Source organism: Burkholderia sp. LS-044 (assembly GCF_004803625.1).
Classification (GTDB): Bacteria; Pseudomonadota; Gammaproteobacteria; order Burkholderiales; family Burkholderiaceae; genus Burkholderia; species Burkholderia cepacia.
The window spans coordinates 105,147-122,297 of record NZ_SSWO01000014.1 but is presented as its reverse complement, the minus strand read 5'-3'; the positions used below and the strand labels follow the sequence as shown (position 1 = coordinate 122,297).

The 17,151-nt window shown below is 65.8% G+C and carries 17 protein-coding genes; 8 read left to right on the top strand and 9 right to left on the bottom strand.

Annotated elements, in window-relative coordinates; translation table 11 throughout:
- Positions 1 to 6: 6 nt before the first annotated feature.
- Positions 7 to 444 carry a hypothetical protein gene (locus E9536_RS29910; RefSeq protein ID WP_230942681.1) on the bottom strand — a complete coding sequence of 146 codons (438 nt, stop codon included), beginning with the start codon at positions 442 to 444 and terminating at the stop codon, positions 7 to 9.
- Positions 445 to 715: 271 nt separating this feature from the next.
- On the opposite strand from E9536_RS29910, the gene E9536_RS29905 reads away from it, so the two are divergent.
- Genes E9536_RS29905 through E9536_RS29895 form a run of 3 tightly spaced genes read left to right on the top strand, consistent with a single transcriptional unit; the run spans position 716 to position 2,729 of the window.
- Positions 716 to 1,378: a LemA family protein gene (locus E9536_RS29905; RefSeq protein ID WP_226113416.1), complete on the top strand. Its 663-nt coding sequence runs from the start codon at positions 716 to 718 to the stop codon at positions 1,376 to 1,378.
- Positions 1,379 to 1,380: 2 nt separating this feature from the next.
- On the top strand, positions 1,381 to 2,229 hold the full coding sequence (locus E9536_RS29900; RefSeq protein ID WP_247873534.1) for a TPM domain-containing protein: 849 nt from the start codon (positions 1,381 to 1,383) through the stop codon (positions 2,227 to 2,229).
- Between the two features lie 2 nt (positions 2,230 to 2,231).
- Entirely contained in the window at positions 2,232 to 2,729 is a 498-nt protein-coding gene (locus E9536_RS29895) for a TPM domain-containing protein (RefSeq protein ID WP_059692785.1), read from the top strand.
- A 219-nt stretch (positions 2,730 to 2,948) separates the two neighbouring features.
- On the opposite strand, the gene glmS is transcribed toward E9536_RS29895, so the two are convergent.
- Positions 2,949 to 4,778 (bottom strand): glutamine--fructose-6-phosphate transaminase (isomerizing), encoded by a 1,830-nt coding sequence (glmS, locus tag E9536_RS29890; protein ID WP_059692786.1) that lies wholly within the window; start codon positions 4,776 to 4,778, stop codon positions 2,949 to 2,951.
- 156 nt (positions 4,779 to 4,934) lie between these two features.
- Between glmS and E9536_RS29885 the strand changes: the two genes are divergently transcribed.
- Entirely contained in the window at positions 4,935 to 5,426 is a 492-nt protein-coding gene (locus E9536_RS29885; protein WP_021160045.1) for an Lrp/AsnC family transcriptional regulator, read from the top strand.
- Positions 5,427 to 5,473: 47 nt separating this feature from the next.
- On the opposite strand, the gene panB is transcribed toward E9536_RS29885, so the two are convergent.
- Positions 5,474 to 6,331 (bottom strand): 3-methyl-2-oxobutanoate hydroxymethyltransferase, encoded by an 858-nt coding sequence (panB, locus tag E9536_RS29880; RefSeq protein WP_124672653.1) that lies wholly within the window; start codon positions 6,329 to 6,331, stop codon positions 5,474 to 5,476.
- 77 nt (positions 6,332 to 6,408) lie between these two features.
- On the opposite strand from panB, the gene E9536_RS29875 reads away from it, so the two are divergent.
- Positions 6,409 to 7,227, top strand: a complete 819-nt coding sequence (locus E9536_RS29875; protein WP_060085686.1) for a helix-turn-helix transcriptional regulator — start codon at positions 6,409 to 6,411, stop codon at positions 7,225 to 7,227.
- 19 nt (positions 7,228 to 7,246) lie between these two features.
- Here the strand turns inward: E9536_RS29875 and E9536_RS29870 are convergent, their stop codons facing one another.
- Entirely contained in the window at positions 7,247 to 7,780 is a 534-nt protein-coding gene (locus tag E9536_RS29870; RefSeq protein WP_124534797.1) for a methylated-DNA--[protein]-cysteine S-methyltransferase, read from the bottom strand.
- A 581-nt stretch (positions 7,781 to 8,361) separates the two neighbouring features.
- Here E9536_RS29870 and E9536_RS29865 point away from each other — a divergent pair.
- Positions 8,362 to 9,654 carry an MFS transporter gene (locus E9536_RS29865; protein WP_059589565.1) on the top strand — a complete coding sequence of 431 codons (1,293 nt, stop codon included), beginning with the start codon at positions 8,362 to 8,364 and terminating at the stop codon, positions 9,652 to 9,654.
- A 126-nt stretch (positions 9,655 to 9,780) separates the two neighbouring features.
- Here the strand turns inward: E9536_RS29865 and E9536_RS29860 are convergent, their stop codons facing one another.
- A complete protein-coding gene (locus tag E9536_RS29860; RefSeq protein ID WP_027789782.1) occupies positions 9,781 to 10,884 on the bottom strand; it encodes a LacI family DNA-binding transcriptional regulator in 1,104 nt (367 codons plus the stop codon).
- A gap of 82 nt (positions 10,885 to 10,966) precedes the next feature.
- On the opposite strand from E9536_RS29860, the gene E9536_RS29855 reads away from it, so the two are divergent.
- Complete coding sequence (locus E9536_RS29855) at positions 10,967 to 11,803, top strand: NAD(P)-dependent oxidoreductase (RefSeq protein ID WP_021160051.1); 837 nt, start codon at positions 10,967 to 10,969, stop codon at positions 11,801 to 11,803.
- A 28-nt stretch (positions 11,804 to 11,831) separates the two neighbouring features.
- Here the strand turns inward: E9536_RS29855 and E9536_RS29850 are convergent, their stop codons facing one another.
- The 3 genes from E9536_RS29850 to E9536_RS29840 all read right to left on the bottom strand — a co-directional run bounded on the left by E9536_RS29850 (position 11,832) and on the right by E9536_RS29840 (position 13,634).
- Positions 11,832 to 12,152, bottom strand: coding sequence for a DUF1330 domain-containing protein (locus E9536_RS29850; RefSeq protein WP_027789780.1), 321 nt, complete (start codon positions 12,150 to 12,152; stop codon positions 11,832 to 11,834).
- A gap of 212 nt (positions 12,153 to 12,364) precedes the next feature.
- Positions 12,365 to 13,063, bottom strand: coding sequence for a hypothetical protein (locus E9536_RS29845; protein WP_136471762.1), 699 nt, complete (start codon positions 13,061 to 13,063; stop codon positions 12,365 to 12,367).
- Between the two features lie 106 nt (positions 13,064 to 13,169).
- Positions 13,170 to 13,634 carry a MerR family transcriptional regulator gene (locus E9536_RS29840; protein ID WP_060171540.1) on the bottom strand — a complete coding sequence of 155 codons (465 nt, stop codon included), beginning with the start codon at positions 13,632 to 13,634 and terminating at the stop codon, positions 13,170 to 13,172.
- 77 nt (positions 13,635 to 13,711) lie between these two features.
- Here E9536_RS29840 and E9536_RS29835 point away from each other — a divergent pair, with 77 nt between their 5' ends.
- Positions 13,712 to 14,953 (top strand): NADH:flavin oxidoreductase/NADH oxidase family protein, encoded by a 1,242-nt coding sequence (locus E9536_RS29835; protein WP_136471760.1) that lies wholly within the window; start codon positions 13,712 to 13,714, stop codon positions 14,951 to 14,953.
- Positions 14,954 to 14,993: 40 nt separating this feature from the next.
- Here the strand turns inward: E9536_RS29835 and E9536_RS29830 are convergent, their stop codons facing one another.
- Positions 14,994 to 17,111: a TonB-dependent receptor gene (locus E9536_RS29830; RefSeq protein WP_136471758.1), complete on the bottom strand. Its 2,118-nt coding sequence runs from the start codon at positions 17,109 to 17,111 to the stop codon at positions 14,994 to 14,996.
- Between the last annotated feature and the right edge of the window lie 40 nt (positions 17,112 to 17,151).

Below are 17,151 nucleotides of genomic sequence, written 5' to 3'. Positions count from 1 at the left end.
GTATCGTCACTTCTCCGCCGGATGCTCCCGAGCAGCCTGACGGTCCATCATTGCCTGCATCATCATTTGCATCATGTCCATGCGCATTTCCATACTGCCCTGCCGCGACGACATCGGCATACCGGACGAGTGAGCGCCCATCATTTCCATCATGCCCATGCCGTTTTGCATGACTTTCATTTGCTCGTCCATCAGGGCAGCGCGCTCTTCAGGCGTCTTCGCATTCATCATCTTTTCGTGCATGGCGCGCATCGCCTGCATTTGGTCGTTCGCCTCGCGGTTTGACTTGCCCGGCGCTTTTGCTGCCGCCTTATTCGGATGATGGGCGTCGTGAGCTGCACTGTCGCCGGCCGCCGGCGTACCGGCGATTGCAACGGCACTGGCCATGCCGAGCGCCGTAATTGCGATTGCGAGTTTTCGCGGGAATGCCATCTTGTTCTCCATGAGCATGGTTCTCGAGAGCCGGTCGAGCCCTGAAACCACTCTATGCTGACGCCCCTTCGATGGCTTGATGTGGCTCAACGAACCACGTGCCGAATTGTTCATACGTAGCAAGCCCCCGGAGCCGACACGCGACCGAGGTGGTACATCGTTCCCGGCACGCTCGACAGTGCAGCGTTGACGTGCGTCAACCCTGCGACCGTCCGGCTACTTACGATAGGCAGTGCACCGGTGAGCGGCGCAATGCCGGGGAATATCGGACAGAGGCGCGTGCATGTTGACAAACTCAGCAGCAATCTCCGCACGGCGCCGTTTGGCCCGTGCACTTCTGACGGGCGCGTTGGCGCTGAGCGTGCTGTCGCTCTCAGGGTGTGGCTATAACGCCATCCAGAGCGAAGACGAGCAGGTGAAGGCCAGTTGGTCGGAAGTTCTAAATCAATATCAACGGCGTGCTGACCTGGTTCCCAATCTCGTCAGCACGGTGAAGGGGTATGCGAATCAGGAAAAGGAAGTGCTCGTAAGCGTGACGGAGGCCCGTGCCCAAGTCGGCTCGATTCGCGCCACGCCGGAAATCATTGCCGACCCGCAGGCGTTTGCAAAGTTTGAAGCGGCGCAGGGGCAGCTCACGTCGTCTCTGTCGCGTCTGCTCGTGGTATCGGAGAACTATCCGCAATTGAAGTCGGACGCGAACTTCCGGGATCTGCAGGCGCAGCTCGAGGGTACGGAAAATCGCATTGCTGTAGCCCGAAACCGATACATTCGGTCCGTCCAGGCGTACAACACGACGATACGTTCGTTCCCGGAAAATTTGACTGCGAAGGCATTTGGCTATCTGGAGCGCCCCAACTTCTCGGTGAGCAACGAAGCCGAGATTTCGAAACCGCCTCGGGTCGACTTCGGCTCGACGCCGGCATCTGCGGGCAAGGCCTCCAATTGAACATGTTCCGACTGGCGATGGCCTTCGCCTTGGCCCTCTTCGTCTTGGGAGGATCGTGCGCCCGCGCGGACGCCGTTATCCCGCCGCTCACATCGAGAGTCACCGATGTGACTGGAACGCTGACCGGTGACCAGTTGGTCAGCCTCGAGACGATGTTGAGAGCGTTCGAGGCGAAACGGGGAACGCAGATTTCTGTTCTCATCGTTTCGACCACGGAGCCCGAAACCATCGAACAGTATTCGATGCGAGTCGTCGAGCAATGGAAGCTTGGGCGCAAGAACATCGACGACGGTGTGCTGCTGATTGTCGCCAAGAACGACCGAGCGCTTCGAATCGAGGTCGGATACGGCCTCGAAGGCGTGCTCACCGATGCGACGAGCAGTCGCATCATCAACGAGGCGATAGTTCCGCGTTTCCGAAACGGGGACTTCTATGGTGGCATCACGGCTGGCCTCGACGCCATCATGCGCGTAACCAGCGGCGAACCGTTATCTCCGCCGCAGCCGCGACCTCTGTCAGGCGACGGCGCCGGGCGGTTGCTTCCCGTCCTCTTCCTCCTGACGGTCATGGCAGGCGGGCTGCTGCGCGCCATGTTTGGCCGACTGCCAGGCGCCGTCGTGACAGGCGGCGTCGTTGGGGTACTCGCATGGATTTTGTCGCAGGCGCTTCTTGTCGCCATCGCGGCGGGCTTGATGGCGCTGCTCTTCACGCTGCTGGGTGGCGGTACGAGAGCCGCTGGCGGGCGCTTCATCGGCGGCAGCGGTGGGCGTTTCGGTCGTGATTCGAATCGCGACATCTTTCGCGGAGGCGGTGGGGGCTTCGGCGGCGGCGGCGCATCGGGACGGTGGTGAGCATGGACCTGAAACGTCTGTTCCGGCATCTTTTCGCGACCCACTGGCGGGTCGACAAGGCATTTCCTCGTCAGACGCTAATCTCGATCGAAGAGGCTGTCCGTGCAAGTCATCGCGCGCATGTCGGTCAAGTCAGGTTTGCTGTAGAGGGGGCGCTGCACATCGGAGCCGTGCTGAGAGGCATCTCTGCGAGGGACCGTGCCATCGAGGTTTTCTCGGACCTGAGGGTCTGGGACACCGAGCACAACAACGGCATTCTCATCTATCTGCTTCTTGCGGACCGGGACGTCGAAATTGTCGTCGACCGGGGCATACACGCCAGGGTGGACAGCCGCGAATGGGAGGCGATTTGCCAGGCCATGGAAGCTCATTTCCAGCAAGGCGATTATCGGTCCGGTGTGCTGCACGGTATCGAGCAAGTCACAGTACTGCTGCAAAAGCACTTTCCGCTTCAAGACCCGCGACGCGATGACCTCTCGAGTGCCCCCGCCGTGATATGAGTTCAGAAGCTCGACATTAAGTGGGCAGTGCCTGAGCAGGCACATTGCCGTCGTCCGGATGAGACCGTGGACGGTTATTTCGTCGGTAGAAGCGAGCGCCGGCAAGGACGCTCGCGTGTCGACAACGGCTTGGCGCGGCGGCACAAAAGACCCTCGTAACCAAACCTGAATCGGGTGTCTGTAACTGAAATTAATGCATCTCAGCACACTCGGCTCACCTCACTCCACCGTCACCGACTTCGCCAGATTCCGCGGCTTGTCGATATCCGTCCCCCGCGCCAACGCAGCGTGATACGCCAGCAGTTGCATCGGCACCGTATGCAGAATCGGCGAAAGCGGCCCGTAGTATTCGTTGAGCCGAATGACCTCGATCCCGTCGCCCGGCACCAACCCGCAGTCCACATCAGCGAACACAAAAAGACGGCCGTTTCGCGCACTGACCTCATGCATGTTCGACCGGAGTTTCTCGAGCAGCATGTCATTCGGCGCCACCGCAATCACCGGCATCTCGTTGCTGACGAGCGCCAGCGGCCCATGCTTCAGCTCCCCGGCCGGATAAGCCTCCGCATGAATATAAGAAATCTCCTTCATCTTCAGCGCACCCTCGAGCGCGATCGGATAATGCATCCCGCGCCCGAGAAACAGCATGTTGTCGCGCCTCGCGAGTAGTTCCGACCACGCCATGATCTGCGGTTCCAGCGCGAGCACTTTCGACATTGCATCAGGCAGATGCCGCAGCGCCCGCAGATGTTCCTTCTCCGCGTCGTCGCTCAACCGCCCACGCATTTGCGCAAGCGATAGCGTGAGCAGAAACAGCGCGACGAGCTGCGTCGTAAAAGCCTTCGTCGAAGCCACCCCGATCTCGACCCCCGCGCGCGTGACGAACTGCAGCGCGCATTCCCGCATCAACGCGCTCGTCGCAACGTTGCAGATCGCGAGCGTATGCATCATCCCGCTTTGCTTCGCGACATGCACGGCGCCGAGCACGTCGGCCGTCTCGCCGCTTTGCGACACCGCGACGACGAGCGTGCGCGGGTTCGGCACACTGTCGCGATAACGAAACTCGCTCGCAATTTCCACGCTGGCCGGCAGCTTCGCGATGCTCTCGATCCAATACTTCGCCGTGAGCGCCGCGTGATAACTCCCGCCGCATGCGAGCAACAACACCGAATCGACGTCGTTGAAAACCCGCCACGCACCATCGCCGAACAGCTCCGGCATGATCGAAGACACATCGAGCAACGTATCGGCCACCGCCTGCGGCTGCTCGAAGATCTCCTTCTGCATGTAGTAGCGATACGACCCGAGATCGGCCGCGCCGCTATGCGCGGCGACCCGCTGCACCGCGCGCTCGACGCGCTGGCCGGCGGCATCGACGATCCAGTAGCGATGCAGCTGGATATCGGCAACGTCGCCGTTCTCGAGGTACGCGATCCGATCGGTGATCCCCGACAGCGCAATCGCGTCGGACGCCAGAAAATTCTCGCCTTCACCGACGCCGACGACGAGCGGCATCCCGTCGCGCGCGCCGACGATCCGGTGCGGCTCGTCGCGGCACATCACCGCGATCGCATAGCTGCCGCGCAGTCGCGCGACCGCGCGCCGTACCGCATCGAACAGATCGCCGTCATACAGGTGGTCGACCAGGTGCGCGATCGCCTCGCTGTCGGTCTGGCTCGCGAACACGTAGCCTTGCGCCTGCAGTTCGGCGCGCAGTTGATCGCAGTTCTCGATGATCCCGTTATGCGACAGCGCGATGCGCGCGTTCGCGTCGCTCGGCGAAAAGTGAGGATGCGCGTTGAGCGTGACGGGCGCGCCATGCGTGGCCCAGCGCGTGTGCGCGATGCCGGTGTAGCCCGACAGCGCTTGCCCGGCGATCTCGCGCTGCAGGTTCGCGACGCGGTCGACGCTGCGGGCGCGCGCCAGCGCCCGGTCGCGGTAGACCACCACGCCGCATGAATCGTAACCGCGGTATTCGAGCCGCTTCAGGCCGTCGACCAGGTTCGGCAGGATGTCCCGCTGGGCGACCGCCCCGACAATTCCACACATATCGCGCTCCGTAAATGTCCTGTCTGGATCAGTGAGAGCGATGGTAGAAGCCGTTTGATGGAATTAAATTTCAAAATACAAGAACAAATGAAATGGATGGTTGATCGTCTATCATGTTGAAATTAAATTTCACATCCTGACCGCAAGGAGCCGCCGATGGCCGGCATCACCCTCGACGATCTTGACCTGCGCATTCTCGCGATCCTGCAGGACGACGCGTCGGTGTCGAACCTGCAACTCGCCGAGCGCGCGCTGTCGTCGCCGCCCACCTGCATGCGCCGCGTGCGGCGGCTGACGGAGGCGGGCGTGATCCGCCGGCAGGTCGCGGTGCTCGACCCGGTGGCGATCGGCACGGCCGTCACCGCGCTGATCGAGATCAGTCTCGACCGGCAGACGGCGGAAGACTACGACGCGTTCGAAGCGTACGTATGCGCGGAGCCGGCTGTCACGCAGTGCTACCGCGTGTCGCCGGGGCCTGATTTCGTCGTGGTGGCCGATCTGGCCGACGTCGCCGAATACGACGAATTCGCGCGCCGGCTGTTCACCGGCGCATCGAACGTCCGCAACGTGCGGACGTTCTTCTCGACGCATCGCGCGAAATTCGAGGCGAACGCGCGGGTCACGCATGCGATGCGCAAGCGCGCGTGAAGCGATCGCACGGTTCGCCTTGCGTCCGCGATGCGCCGGCGATGCGATTACGCGGCCGCGCCGGCCGTTTCGATCAGCTGCAGCGGCTTGCCATACCCGAAGCAATGCGCGGGCTCCGGGAACACGTGCTGCCGCACGTCGTGCGCATACTGGCGGATCGCGTCGCGCATCACGGCGTTCGCATCGGCGTAACGCTTCACGAAGCGCGGCGTGTACGCATCGAAAGCGCCGATCATGTCCTCGGTTACGAGCACCTGTCCGTCGCACGCCGGCGATGCGCCGATGCCGATCGTCGGGATCGTCAGCGTTTCGGTCAGGTGGCGCGCGAGCGCTTCGGCGGTGCCTTCGATGACGACGCCGAACGCGCCGGCCCGTTCGGCCGAGCACGCGGCGTCGAACACCTGCGCGGCCGAGCGCGGGTCCATCCCCTGCGCGCGGAAGCCGCCCGTCGCGTTGGCCTGCTGCGGCATGAGGCCGACGTGCGCCATCACCGGGATGCCGCGCTCGGTCAGGAAGCGGATCGTGTCGGCCATCTCGCTGCCGCCCTCGAGCTTCACGGCCTGCGCACCGGTTTCGGCGAGCAGGCGCGCGGCGGAGCGATACGCTTGCGCAGGCGATTCCTGATAAGTCGAGAACGGCAGGTCGACGACGACGCACGCCTGCGCGGCGCCGCGTACGACGGCCGCGCCATGTGCAATCATCATGTCGAGCGTGACGCGCAGCGTATCGGGCATCCCGTACAGCACCATGCCGACGGAGTCGCCGACGATGATCACGTCGGCCACTTCGTCGACGAGTTTCGCCATCGGCGCGGAGTAGGCGGTCAGCGAGACGAGGCTGCCGACGCCCTTGGTCGAACGGATCGCGGTGACGGTCTTGCGGGTGGTGCGGGTATGAGCGCTCATGGGCTGAAGCCGTGTGAAAGAAGAGCCGCCACGTTAGCATCGCGCTCGTTCGTGCAATGACCTTCGGAGGACGTCTTATGTTGCTGGCGGGACAATCGGGTGACCCTTACGCGGTGCCGCCGATGGCGCGCCTGCCGAGGCCGCTGTATGTGCGTGCGTTCGAGATTCCCGGCAACGCGAGCGTCGACGCGCACAGTCATCCGTGGGCGCAGCTGATGTATGCGACGAGCGGCGTGCTCGAGGTGTCGACGCCGTCGGGCCGGCAGCTGTTGCCGCCGCACTATGCGATGTGGATACCGCCGCACGTGCCGCACGCGGTGTCGACGCGCGATTGTGTCGCGTTCCACAGCCTGTATCTCGATGCGGCGATCGCGCGCGACGACGTGCACGACGATTGCGCGATCCTCTGCATGACGCCGCTGCTGCGAGAGCTGGTGATCGCCACGGCCGAATTGCCGGTGAATTACGACGAAGCGGGGCCGGACGGCGCGCTCGTCTGCCTGATCGCCGACCGGATCGCACGGATGCGGGCGGCGCCGCTGACGGTGCCGCTGCCGCGCGATCCGCGTCTGCTGAAAATCGCGCGTGCGTTGCATGCGTATCCGGGCGATACGCGCAATCTCGACGAATGGGGGCATCAGGTCGGTGCGACGCGACGGACGCTGTCGCGGCTGTTCCGGCAGGACACGGGGCTGTCGTTCACCGAATGGCGGCAGGCGGTGCGGCTGCTGGCGTCGCTGCCGCTGCTCGATGCGGGCGAGCCGATCGGCGCGGTGGCCGCGCAACTGGGCTACGACTCGACGTCGTCGTTCATCGCGCTGTTCCAGGCGAAATTCCGCGTGACGCCCGGCGCGTATGCGAAGCGTGAAGCGCGCCGGCCCGTGCTGAGCGCGTGACGCGGCTGGCCGCCCTTACTCAGAACGCGAGCGCCTGCTGCGCCGGATGGCGGGCGCCGCGCTCGAACCCCGCGCCTTCGAGCGACAGCAGCGCACGCTTGCGGTCGATGCCGCCCGCATAACCGGTCAGGCTGCCCGATGCGCCGACCACGCGATGGCACGGCACCATGATCGACACCGGGTTCCGCCCGACCGCGCCGCCCACGGCGCGCGCGCCGCTCATCGGCAACCCGACGCGCTCGGTGATGTCGCCATACGTCACGAGTTCGCCGAACGGAATCGCGAGCAGTTCCTTCCATACACGCCGCTGAAACGCGGTGCCGCGCAGTTGAATCGGCACCGAGAACGTTTCGCGCGTGCCGGTGAAATACTCGGCGATTTCATCCGCGACCTTGCGCGCGATCGGTGGCGTCGCGAGCGCGTCCGCTCCGGTCACGATCGCAACCGGCGGGAAGTATTTCTGGCCGACGAAGTAGAGGCCCGTCAGCGCATCGTCCTCGATACGTACCGCGATGTCGCCCAGCGGGCTCGGAATCAGGTGAGCGGGAGTCATCGCAACATCTCTCCGTGAAGGGGCCGCACGTGCGGCAGACGCGCGCCACGGCGCCCGGCGCGCCGCATGCGGCGCGGCGGCGGTTCGGCACTTTCTTCTCCCGACGCGGGGGCGAGATCGTGCGTGGCGCAGCCCGCCAGGCATCCGGCGACGAGAGCAAAAGCGATGGCAGGGCGTTTCATGTGGCTCACGGTTGGGGTTGTGCTGCGCGGCGTCGCGGCAGGCGAGGGGAATCGACGCGCATGGGGCGACTGTAAACCATCCCGGCCCCGATCCTGGCCGGATTCGGACATGTGCATCCGTGACCGTGCGCTCACCCTGATGGCGGGAAAATCCGGGAAAAACGGTTAATGCCACATTGCAAAACAGTCGTCTCTTTTGCCGCGACCAATTTGAGATGACTCATCGAAATCCCCGACTGACAGGGCGCCGGCTGACGACCTATCCTTTGAAAAACGTTTTCCAGATTGATCGGCGGATTCGGCCGTGCGCGACAGCGTGCCGCCGTCCGCCCCGGCGCCGGTCGCCGGTCAACGAATACTGTGCGGCGCGACGGGCGCGGCCGCGCATCGGAGACATTCATGCAATCTGCCGTCGTCGGCGCCGTGCGCGCGGCCGCCAGCCGCTACCGCTGGACCGTCTGTGCGCTGCTGTTTTTCGCGACCGTGATCAACTACATGGACCGGCAGATCCTCGGCCTGCTCGCACCGATGCTCCAGCACGACATCGGCTGGACCCAGGTGCAGTACGGTCGCATCGTGATGGCGTTTTCCGCGTTCTATGCCCTCGGCCTGCTCGGCTTCGGTCGGATCGTCGACTGGCTCGGCACACGCGTCTCGTACGCGGTCGCGATGCTGGTGTGGAGCATCGCCGCGATGCTGCACGCGGCGGTCGGCTCGGTCATGGGCTTCGCGTTCGTGCGTGCGTTGCTCGGGATCGGCGAGGGCGGCAACTTCCCGGCCGCGATCAAGACGACGGCCGAATGGTTTCCGCGCCGCGAACGTGCGCTCGCCACCGGCATCTTCAACTCGGGCGCGAACATCGGCGCGGTGTTCGCGCCGGCGATCATCCCGGCCATCGCGGTGGCCTACGGCTGGCGTGCGGCGTTCGTAATCATCGGCGCGATCGGCATCGTGTGGCTCGCGGTGTGGCTCGTGCTCTATCGCCAGGCCGATACGCGCGCGCTCGCCGCGGAATACGACGAGCCGCGCGACGAAGCGGAAGCGCTCGACGCGGCGAACGCGAACGCCGGCGCGCCGCGCTGGGGCGAACTGATCCGCAAGCGCGAAACGTGGGCGTTCCTGATCGGCAAGTTCCTGACCGACCCGGTGTGGTGGTTCTACCTGTTCTGGCTGCCGAAGTGGCTCAACGAATCGCGCGGGATGGACATGCAGCACATCGGCCTGCCGCTCGTCTGCATCTATGCGTTGACGACGGTCGGCAGCATCGGCGGCGGCTGGCTGTCGTCGATGCTGCTGCGCGCGGGCTGGAGCGTGAACCGCGCGCGCAAGACGGCGATGCTGATCTGCGCGTGCTGCGTGTTGCCGATCGCGTTCGTGTCGCAGGTGCAGAGCCTGTGGGTCGCGGTGCTGATCGTCGGCCTCGCCGCCGCCGCGCACCAGGGCTGGTCGGCGAACCTGTTCACGACGGCGTCCGACCTGTTTCCGCGCCGCGCGGTTGCATCGGTGGTCGGGATCGGCGGGATGGCCGGTTCGATCGGCGGCGTGCTGTTCTCGGAAGTGATCGGCCAGGTGCTGCAGCGCACGGGCCACTACTGGGTGCTGTTCGCGATCGGTGCGTCGGCCTACCTGCTCGCGCTGGCCGTGATGCACATGCTCACGCCGAAGATGAAGCCGGCGCAACTCGACGCGTGACGGGGTGATCGCGTAGTCACGTCATCACGTCATCACGTCATCACGTAGTCACTTCATCGCATGTCCGCAAACGAACGCGCCGCCCTTGGGCGGCGCGTTTTCTTTTGGAGGCGCGGGGCAGGGCGCTCAACCGGCCGCGGCCGTCGACGCGCGCATGATCAGCCGCGGCTCGAACGTCGAATAACTCGCGTCGGTGCGCCCCGCGAGCGCGTCGATCAGCTTCTGCATCGCGAGCTCACCCATGTTCTCGCTCTGGATGTCGACGGTCGTCAGCGCGGGCGCCGCGTATTCGCCGTACGGCACGTTGTCGATGCCTGCGACCGACACGTCCTGCGGCAGCCGGAAGCCGAGCGACGCGGCTTCCTTCATGAAGCCGAGCGCGATCAGGTCGTTGTAGCAGATCACGGCTTGCGGACGCTGCGGCCCGAGCATCACGCGCGAACACGCGCGCTCGCCGGCCTCGGCGGTCGGCGCATGCGCATCGTGCACGTCGAGCGTGAGCCCGGCTTCGGCGAGGCAGTCGCGCGCGCCCTGGATCCGCTCGTCGTTCACGCGCGCGGTGCCGAAGCCGAGATACGCGATGCGCGTGTGGCCGAGATTGAGCAGATGGCGCGCGAGCATGTAGGTCGACAGCCGATTGTCGATGCCGACGCTCGGAATCGGCAGGCCGGGGCTGCGGCGCAGCAGCACGAGCGGCTTGTTGAGGTCGAGCATCCAGCCGGCTTCGTCGTCGGGCATCCGCGTGCTGACGATCAGCCCGTCGACGCGCTGCGCGAGCGCCTCGATCAGCGAGCGTTCGCGTGCCTGGCTCTCCTCGGTATCGACGAGCAGCAGCGTGTAGTCGTGCTGCAGCGCGACGCGGTTCGCTCCCTTCACCACGTTCGTGAAGTGCGGGTTGCTGATGTCGAGGATCACGAGGCCGATGGTGCGCGTGCGGCCGGTGATCATCGAGCGCGCGAGCGGGTTCGAACGGTAGCCGAGCCGGTCGATCGCCTCCTTGAGCCGGGCTTCGACGGTCGGCGAAAAGCGCTGCGTGCCGTTCACGTACTTCGATACCGTCGCGACCGACACGCCGGCTTCCGCCGCCACGTCGCGGATCGTCGGGGAAACTTTTTTCATGCGGAGGGTAACGTTTTCGTTCGATAACGCCGGATTGTGGCAGAAAACGGGGCCGTGCGGCCACGCGCCGATATCGGGAAAGTGCGGATGGCTGCGAGCGGGTTCGGCCATTGACGTTCTGCTGCGCTCCCGCGTATAGTTGGAAAACGTTTTCCGATCCAGTCAGATTTCAGGTCAGATTCAAGGAGATTCGATGAACGCCTCATCCACCGGCGCGCGCAAACCGTTCGGGCGCCTGCTGCTGACGGGCGCGGCCGGCAACCTCGGCCGCCAGTTGCGCGGCGCGCTCGCCGACTGGGCCGACGTCGTGCGCGTCAGCGACATCGCGACGCTCGGCGACGCGGCCGCGCATGAAGAAACCCGCGTCGTCGACCTGGCCGATCGCCCGGCCGTGATGCAGCTCGTCGACGGCGTGGACGCGATCGTCCACCTCGGCGGCATTTCGGTCGATGCGCCGTTCGACGATCTCGTCGGTGCGAACATCACCGGCACGTACAACCTGTACGAAGCTGCGCGCAAGCATGGCGTGAAGCGCGTCGTGTTCGCGAGCTCGAACCATGCGATCGGTTTCCATCCGGTCACGGAAGTGCTCGATGCCGATTCGCCGCTGCGCCCCGACAGCCTGTATGGCGTGACGAAGTGCTTCGGCGAATCGCTGTCGCGCTATTACTTCGACCGCTTCGGGATCGAGACGGTATGCCTGCGGATCGGCTCGTCGTTCGAAGTACCGAAGAATCCGCGCATGCTGGTGACGTTCCTCAGCTATCGCGACTTCATCGAGCTCGTGCGCTGCTCGCTGCTGACGAACCGCGTCGGGCATGCGATCGTGTACGGCGCGTCGGACAACCCGGTGAAGTGGTGGGACAACACGAAGGCCGGCTTCCTCGGCTTCCGCCCGCGCGACAGTTCGGAGCAGTTCGCCGGGTTGTTCCCGGTGGCGGCGCCGACCGCCGACTACGACGATCCCGCCCAGCGTTTCCAGGGCGGCGGGTTCGTCGTCGGCGAGCCGATGGAGCGCAACGCGTCGTAAGTGCCGCCGGCGTCGCTGCGGTCGCGGTTCAGCGCAGGATGTCGGTCGCGCGGTGCCGCGCGTCGACGCCGTCGATCAGGATCAACGGGCCGCTCGCGTGACGTGCGCGCAGCGGCTGGATCTGGCGGTACGCATCCGATTCGTACCATGCACGCGCGGTGGCGAGATCGGGGAACGCGATCGCGACCAGGTCGCCGCGCCACACGCCTTCGCGTATCTCCGGCCGTGCGCCGTGAATCACGAAATGGCCGTCATACGGCGCGAGCGTGCCGTCGATGCGCTCGAGGTACTCGACGATGTCGTCGCACATCTCGACGTCGTGCAGGTGGGCGATGGCGTAGGCGGTCATGGCGGGCTCCGTGGCGTGAGGTGAGTCGATGGAGCCATGGTCGCGGCGCGGGCGGCGCGCGTCGATTACCTGCGACGTAAGGAAATCCGCACGGCCGCTTACGATGGCGCGTGCCGGCAGACACGCCGCCCGTGTGGTGCGGCAGCATCCACGCATATCGCTTGCCCGCAAGCAAGCACGCACGTATCGTCAGCCGCGCGGCAACGCAGCCATCAATGCTGCTTGCCGCATGCCGGATCGGTTCCGCGCCGCTCGGCCGAATCGCACCAGTAACCCGGCCGCCACGCTTCGAACGTGACGGCTTTAGCCGCATCGGCGCGCGTGACGCGCACCGGGTCGGCTTTCAGCGCATCGCCGTTCGGGTCGTCGTTGAGCCGCCAGTTCCGCATGACTTCGCGATGGAACACCCACGTGCGGTGCGCGGCGTCGTAGCGAAACGTCACGCGGTCGCGCCAGTGGCTCGGCCCCGCGAATACGCCCTGTTCGACCGTGAAGGTGCGGGGTTCGATCGTGAGCGCGTTCTCGGCAACGCCATCGAGATACGGGTCGCCCATCCCGCCTTCGTCGGCTTTCATGATCACGGTGTCGTTGCGCGCCGCGAGCCGGTAGTGCCCGTCCTTGCCCGGCAGGAAGATCATCAGCGGACGCAGCGATGCGTTGCGCATCGAATCGTCGGGCTGGTGCGCGACGACGACATAGCCGATGCGGGGGCTGTCGGTCAGGCGCCCCGACGCGGCATCCAGCGCTTCGTAGCCGGCGGGAAGCTGCGCGACGATGTCGTCCGGAAGATCGGCTGTATCCGGGCAACGGATCGAAGAAGGCGTGTCGCCGCACGTCGCGGCGTAGGTGCCGCCGATGCCGAACGTCAGCAGCGCGGCGACGAGGAATCCGGTGATGCGGGAGATCGTCATGCGGATCGGGTCTGGAGGTCGCGCCGCGAAAGCCGGCGCACACGCGCCGACTCGTCTCGCCGCAGCGCGGGTTGATTGTTCGTCGGGGGGGGCGCAGTGTAACCGGTCATGCGCGCTTGCGCGTCGGCCTCGGGACCGGCACGGACGCGGGCGCCGGCGGTGCGTCGGCCTGCGCGCACAGCCGGTCGAGCATCCGTTGCGCGGTGCCCGCGCAATCCTCGCCCGCCGGCTTGTTCTCGATCTCGTCGATCAGTGTCTCTAGATGTTGCCGGTTCTGCGCGAGACGCTGTTCGAGCAGCACGATTTCGTCGACCTTGTGGCGCAGCGCGACGAGCAGTTCGTCGCGCGGCCACGCGCCGAGATCGGGCGGCAGCAGCGCGCGGATTTCGTCGAGCGCAAAACCCGCGCGCTGCGCGCGGTCGATGATCGCGAGCCGCGTCAACGCTTCCGACCCGTATTCCCGATAACCGTTTGCCTGGCGTCGGGCCGGTTCGAGCAGGCCGCTCGCTTCGTAGAAGCGGATGCGCGACGCCGCGATGCCGCTGGCGCGTGCCAGTTCGCCGATTTTCATGCGGTGCTCCGAGGGGGCTTGACCTTGAAGTTGACTTTAAAGTTATCGTTGGGCATCGTCAATCGAGGGTGCCCTCCATGAACCTGTTTACGCCGCTGACACTGCCCAACGGGGCGGTGATTCCGAACCGTCTGGCCAAGGCCGCGATGGAAGAGAACATGGCCGATGCGAACCACGCGCCATCCGACGCATTGCTGCGCCTGTACCAGGCGTGGGCCGACGGCGAGGTCGGCCTGATCCTGACCGGCAACGTGATGGTGGACGGCCGCGCGATGACGGGGCCGAACGGGGTTGTGCTCGAGAGCGACGCGCATCTCGGCCGCTTCCGTCGCTGGGCGGAGGTGGCGCGCTCGGGCGGCGCGCACGCATGGATGCAGATCAATCACCCGGGGCGCCAGATGCAGGCGGCGCTCGGCCAGACGACGCTCGCGCCGTCGGCCATACCGCTCGAGCTCGGTGCGCTGTCGAAGCAGTTCCCGGTGCCGAAGGAGATGACGCAAGCCGATATCGCCGATGTGCAGCGGCGCTTCGTGCGCGCCGCGCAGCTTGCGCAGCAGAGCGGCTTCACCGGCGTGGAGATTCACGCGGCGCACGGCTATCTGCTGAGCCAGTTCCTGTCGCCGCTGACGAATCGCCGGCAGGACCGGTGGGGCGGCAGCATCGAGAATCGCGCACGCCTGCTGCTCGATATCGTGCGGGACGTGCGTGCGACGGTGCCGCCGGAATTTGCGGTCGCGGTCAAGCTGAACTCGGCCGATTTCCAGCGCGGCGGCTTCAGCGCCGACGATGCGAAGCGCGTGGTCGAACTGCTGAATCCACTGGGTGTCGATCTCGTCGAACTGTCGGGCGGCAGCTATGAAGTGCCGGCGATGCAGGGCGAGGCGCGCGACGGGCGCACGTTGGCCCGCGAAGCGTATTTCCTCGAATTCGCGCGCGACATCACGGCGGTCGCGCAGATGCCGCTGATGGTCACGGGCGGCATCCGGCGCCGCGCGGTGGCCGAGCAGGTGGTGGACAGCGGCGTGGCGATGGTCGGCATCGCGACCGCTTTGTCGATCGACCCGAACCTGCCGCGCGACTGGCGGGCCGGCAAGGACAGCGCGCCGGTGCTGCAGCCGATCCGGTGGAAGAACAAGGCACTGGGTGCGCTGGCCAACATGGCCGTCGTCAAGTTCCAGCTGACGCGGCTCAGCGAAGGCCGGCGCACGCACCCGCAGGTGTCGCCGCTGCGTGCGCTGGTCAGGCAGCAACTGGCCGCGCAGTGCCAGACGCGGCGCTACCGCAAGTGGATGGCGGGGCGCGCGGCAGGCACGCGGTGATGTGCGCCGCCGTGCCTGTGCCGGCGGCACGCGCGCCGCGTCAGAACCGGTAGTTCGCGAGCACTTCGAGCCGCCGGTCGTTGCCGAGCAGGTACTGCGTCTCGTTGTAGTACGCGGACTGCACGAAGCGGCGATTGAACACGTTGTACGCGCGCGCCGTGATCGTCGTGTCCTTGCGCGGCTTCCACGCGAGTCCGAGGTCGACGGTGGTGTACGACGGCATCACGAGCTGGTTCGCGGTATCGGCGAAGCGCTTGCCGACGTACTTGACGCCCGCGATGCCCGTCCAGTCCGGCGCGAAGCGCCAGCTCACCCACAGGTTCGCGAGCCGCTGCGGCACCGACACCGGCACGTTGCCCGCGCGCGAGACCGTCGTGCCGCCGGACGTCTGCTGGAAGTCGTCGTATTTCGCGCGCAGGATCGACACGTTCGCGTCGACGCGCCAGTCCTTCGCGATCTCCGCGCCGACCGTCGCCTCGAGCCCGCGCGACGACTGCCGGCCGACCTGGATCGACTGGTTCGGGTTCAGCGGATCGGCCGTCAGCAGATTGCTCTTGACGATCCGGTATGCCGCGAGCGTCCATTCCGCCTTGCCGTCCAGGAACGACTGCTTCACGCCGATTTCGATCTGCCGGCCGGTCGCGAGCGTGAAGTTCGCCTTCGACGCATTCAGCGACAGCAGCGAGCTGATCGGGTCGGCCGCGACCGAATACTGGCCGTACACGGCGAGGCCGGGTTGCACGTCGTACACGGTGCCGATGCGCCAGCCCGTGTTCGCGAACACCTTCGTGAACGCGCCGCCGTTCACGAGATCGTCGCGATTCACGCTCGCGTGGTCGTAACGCAGCCCGCCGATCACCGACCAGCGCGGCGTGATTGCCAGCCGGTTCTCGGCGAACAGTGCGTACTGGTTCGCCTGGCTGCGGTACTTCGGATAGGTGCCGGCCGTGTTGATGAAGCTGCCCGGATCGAAGCTGAACGGGTCGACCGTCGACGTGCCCGAATAGGGCGCGTTGTTGTCGTGCTGGAACGTCGTGTGATTGAACTCGACACCCGTCGAGAACGTGTTGCGCATGCCGAGCAGCGCGGTGGTCACGGTGGCCGCCGTCACGTTCCCGTACTGCTCCTGGTCGTGGAAGATTTCCGTGTAGCTGCTGCGCCGGACCTGCGCGGTCGACGGCAGGTACGTGTAGTACTCCGCATCCTTCCAGTGACGGTTGCTCTTCATCCGGTACAGCGTGCTCGTCACGTTCAGGCTGTCGCTCGGCTGCCAGTTCGCCGATACCGTCGCCCAGCTGTCGTGGAACGCGATGTCGCTGTCGCCGACGTTGTAGTTCTTCTTGTCGAGCGCGCGATCGCGCGCGCCGTTGACGAGCGGCACGCCGAAATACTGCATCGGATGCTGGAAGCCCTGCGCATACGACGCCGTCACGTACAGGTCGGACGTCACGTCGTAGCGCAGCGCACCGGAGATCGACAGGTTGCGGGAGTTGCCGCGGTCCACCCAGTTCGACGAACGGTTGCCGCTGATGTCGAAGCGGTACGACAGCTTGTCGTTGATCGCGCCGCCGCTGCCGAACGCGACCCGCGCCGTGCCCTCGGTGCCGCCGCCCGCCTGCAGCTCGTTGCGGATCGGGCCGCGCGTCGGCTTCTTCGGGACGATGTTGACGACACCGCCGATCGCCCCTTCGCCGTAGATCACCGAAGCCGGGCCGCGCAGCACGTCGATATGGTCGACCGACCACGTATCGAACGGAAAGGTGATGCCGATCGCGCCGTACGGGCGCACGCCGTCATAGAGCTGCGTGACCGACGACGCGCCGACGAAGCCGCGCGCGCCGAGCTCCGAGCCGCCGTTGCCGGGATGCGGCGATGCGCTGATGCCGGCGGCGCGGCTCACGGCGTCAACGATCGAACTGTCGCCGCGCGTGTCGAGCGTCTTGCGATCGATCTGTTCGACGCTCGCGGGCGTTTCGAGCGACGACAGGCCGAGACGGCTGCCGGTGTCGAGCGGTCGCGTGAGCGGCGTTGCCTTCTGCGCGTTGACGCGAATCGGCGCAAGCGTGGCGCCGATGTTCGCGGCGTCGCTTTCCTGGGCCTGCCCGGCCGGCGCGAAGGCCGCGAGCAAGGCGGCGGGCAGCATCGAACTGAACTTCATGTTTCGGTTTCCTTTGAATCTGTGTAACGAGCCATGCGGC

Coding starts and splice junctions, on each gene's coding strand:
- E9536_RS29840 (WP_060171540.1), bottom strand. CDS start 13,634: ATGAAAATCGGCGAACTGGCACGCGCCAGCGGCATCGCGGCGTCGCGC.
- E9536_RS29865 (WP_059589565.1), top strand. CDS start 8,362: ATGCAATCTGCCGTCGTCGGCGCCGTGCGCGCGGCCGCCAGCCGCTAC.
- E9536_RS29875 (WP_060085686.1), top strand. CDS start 6,409: ATGTTGCTGGCGGGACAATCGGGTGACCCTTACGCGGTGCCGCCGATG.
- E9536_RS29850 (WP_027789780.1), bottom strand. CDS start 12,152: ATGACCGCCTACGCCATCGCCCACCTGCACGACGTCGAGATGTGCGAC.
- E9536_RS29830 (WP_136471758.1), bottom strand. CDS start 17,111: ATGAAGTTCAGTTCGATGCTGCCCGCCGCCTTGCTCGCGGCCTTCGCG.
- E9536_RS29900 (WP_247873534.1), top strand. CDS start 1,381: ATGTTCCGACTGGCGATGGCCTTCGCCTTGGCCCTCTTCGTCTTGGGA.
- E9536_RS29870 (WP_124534797.1), bottom strand. CDS start 7,780: ATGACTCCCGCTCACCTGATTCCGAGCCCGCTGGGCGACATCGCGGTA.
- E9536_RS29845 (WP_136471762.1), bottom strand. CDS start 13,063: ATGACGATCTCCCGCATCACCGGATTCCTCGTCGCCGCGCTGCTGACG.
- E9536_RS29855 (WP_021160051.1), top strand. CDS start 10,967: ATGAACGCCTCATCCACCGGCGCGCGCAAACCGTTCGGGCGCCTGCTG.
- E9536_RS29910 (WP_230942681.1), bottom strand. CDS start 444: ATGGAGAACAAGATGGCATTCCCGCGAAAACTCGCAATCGCAATTACG.
- E9536_RS29835 (WP_136471760.1), top strand. CDS start 13,712: ATGAACCTGTTTACGCCGCTGACACTGCCCAACGGGGCGGTGATTCCG.
- E9536_RS29895 (WP_059692785.1), top strand. CDS start 2,232: ATGGACCTGAAACGTCTGTTCCGGCATCTTTTCGCGACCCACTGGCGG.
- glmS (WP_059692786.1), bottom strand. CDS start 4,778: ATGTGTGGAATTGTCGGGGCGGTCGCCCAGCGGGACATCCTGCCGAAC.
- E9536_RS29905 (WP_226113416.1), top strand. CDS start 716: ATGTTGACAAACTCAGCAGCAATCTCCGCACGGCGCCGTTTGGCCCGT.
- panB (WP_124672653.1), bottom strand. CDS start 6,331: ATGAGCGCTCATACCCGCACCACCCGCAAGACCGTCACCGCGATCCGT.
- E9536_RS29885 (WP_021160045.1), top strand. CDS start 4,935: ATGGCCGGCATCACCCTCGACGATCTTGACCTGCGCATTCTCGCGATC.
- E9536_RS29860 (WP_027789782.1), bottom strand. CDS start 10,884: ATGGCCGAACCCGCTCGCAGCCATCCGCACTTTCCCGATATCGGCGCG.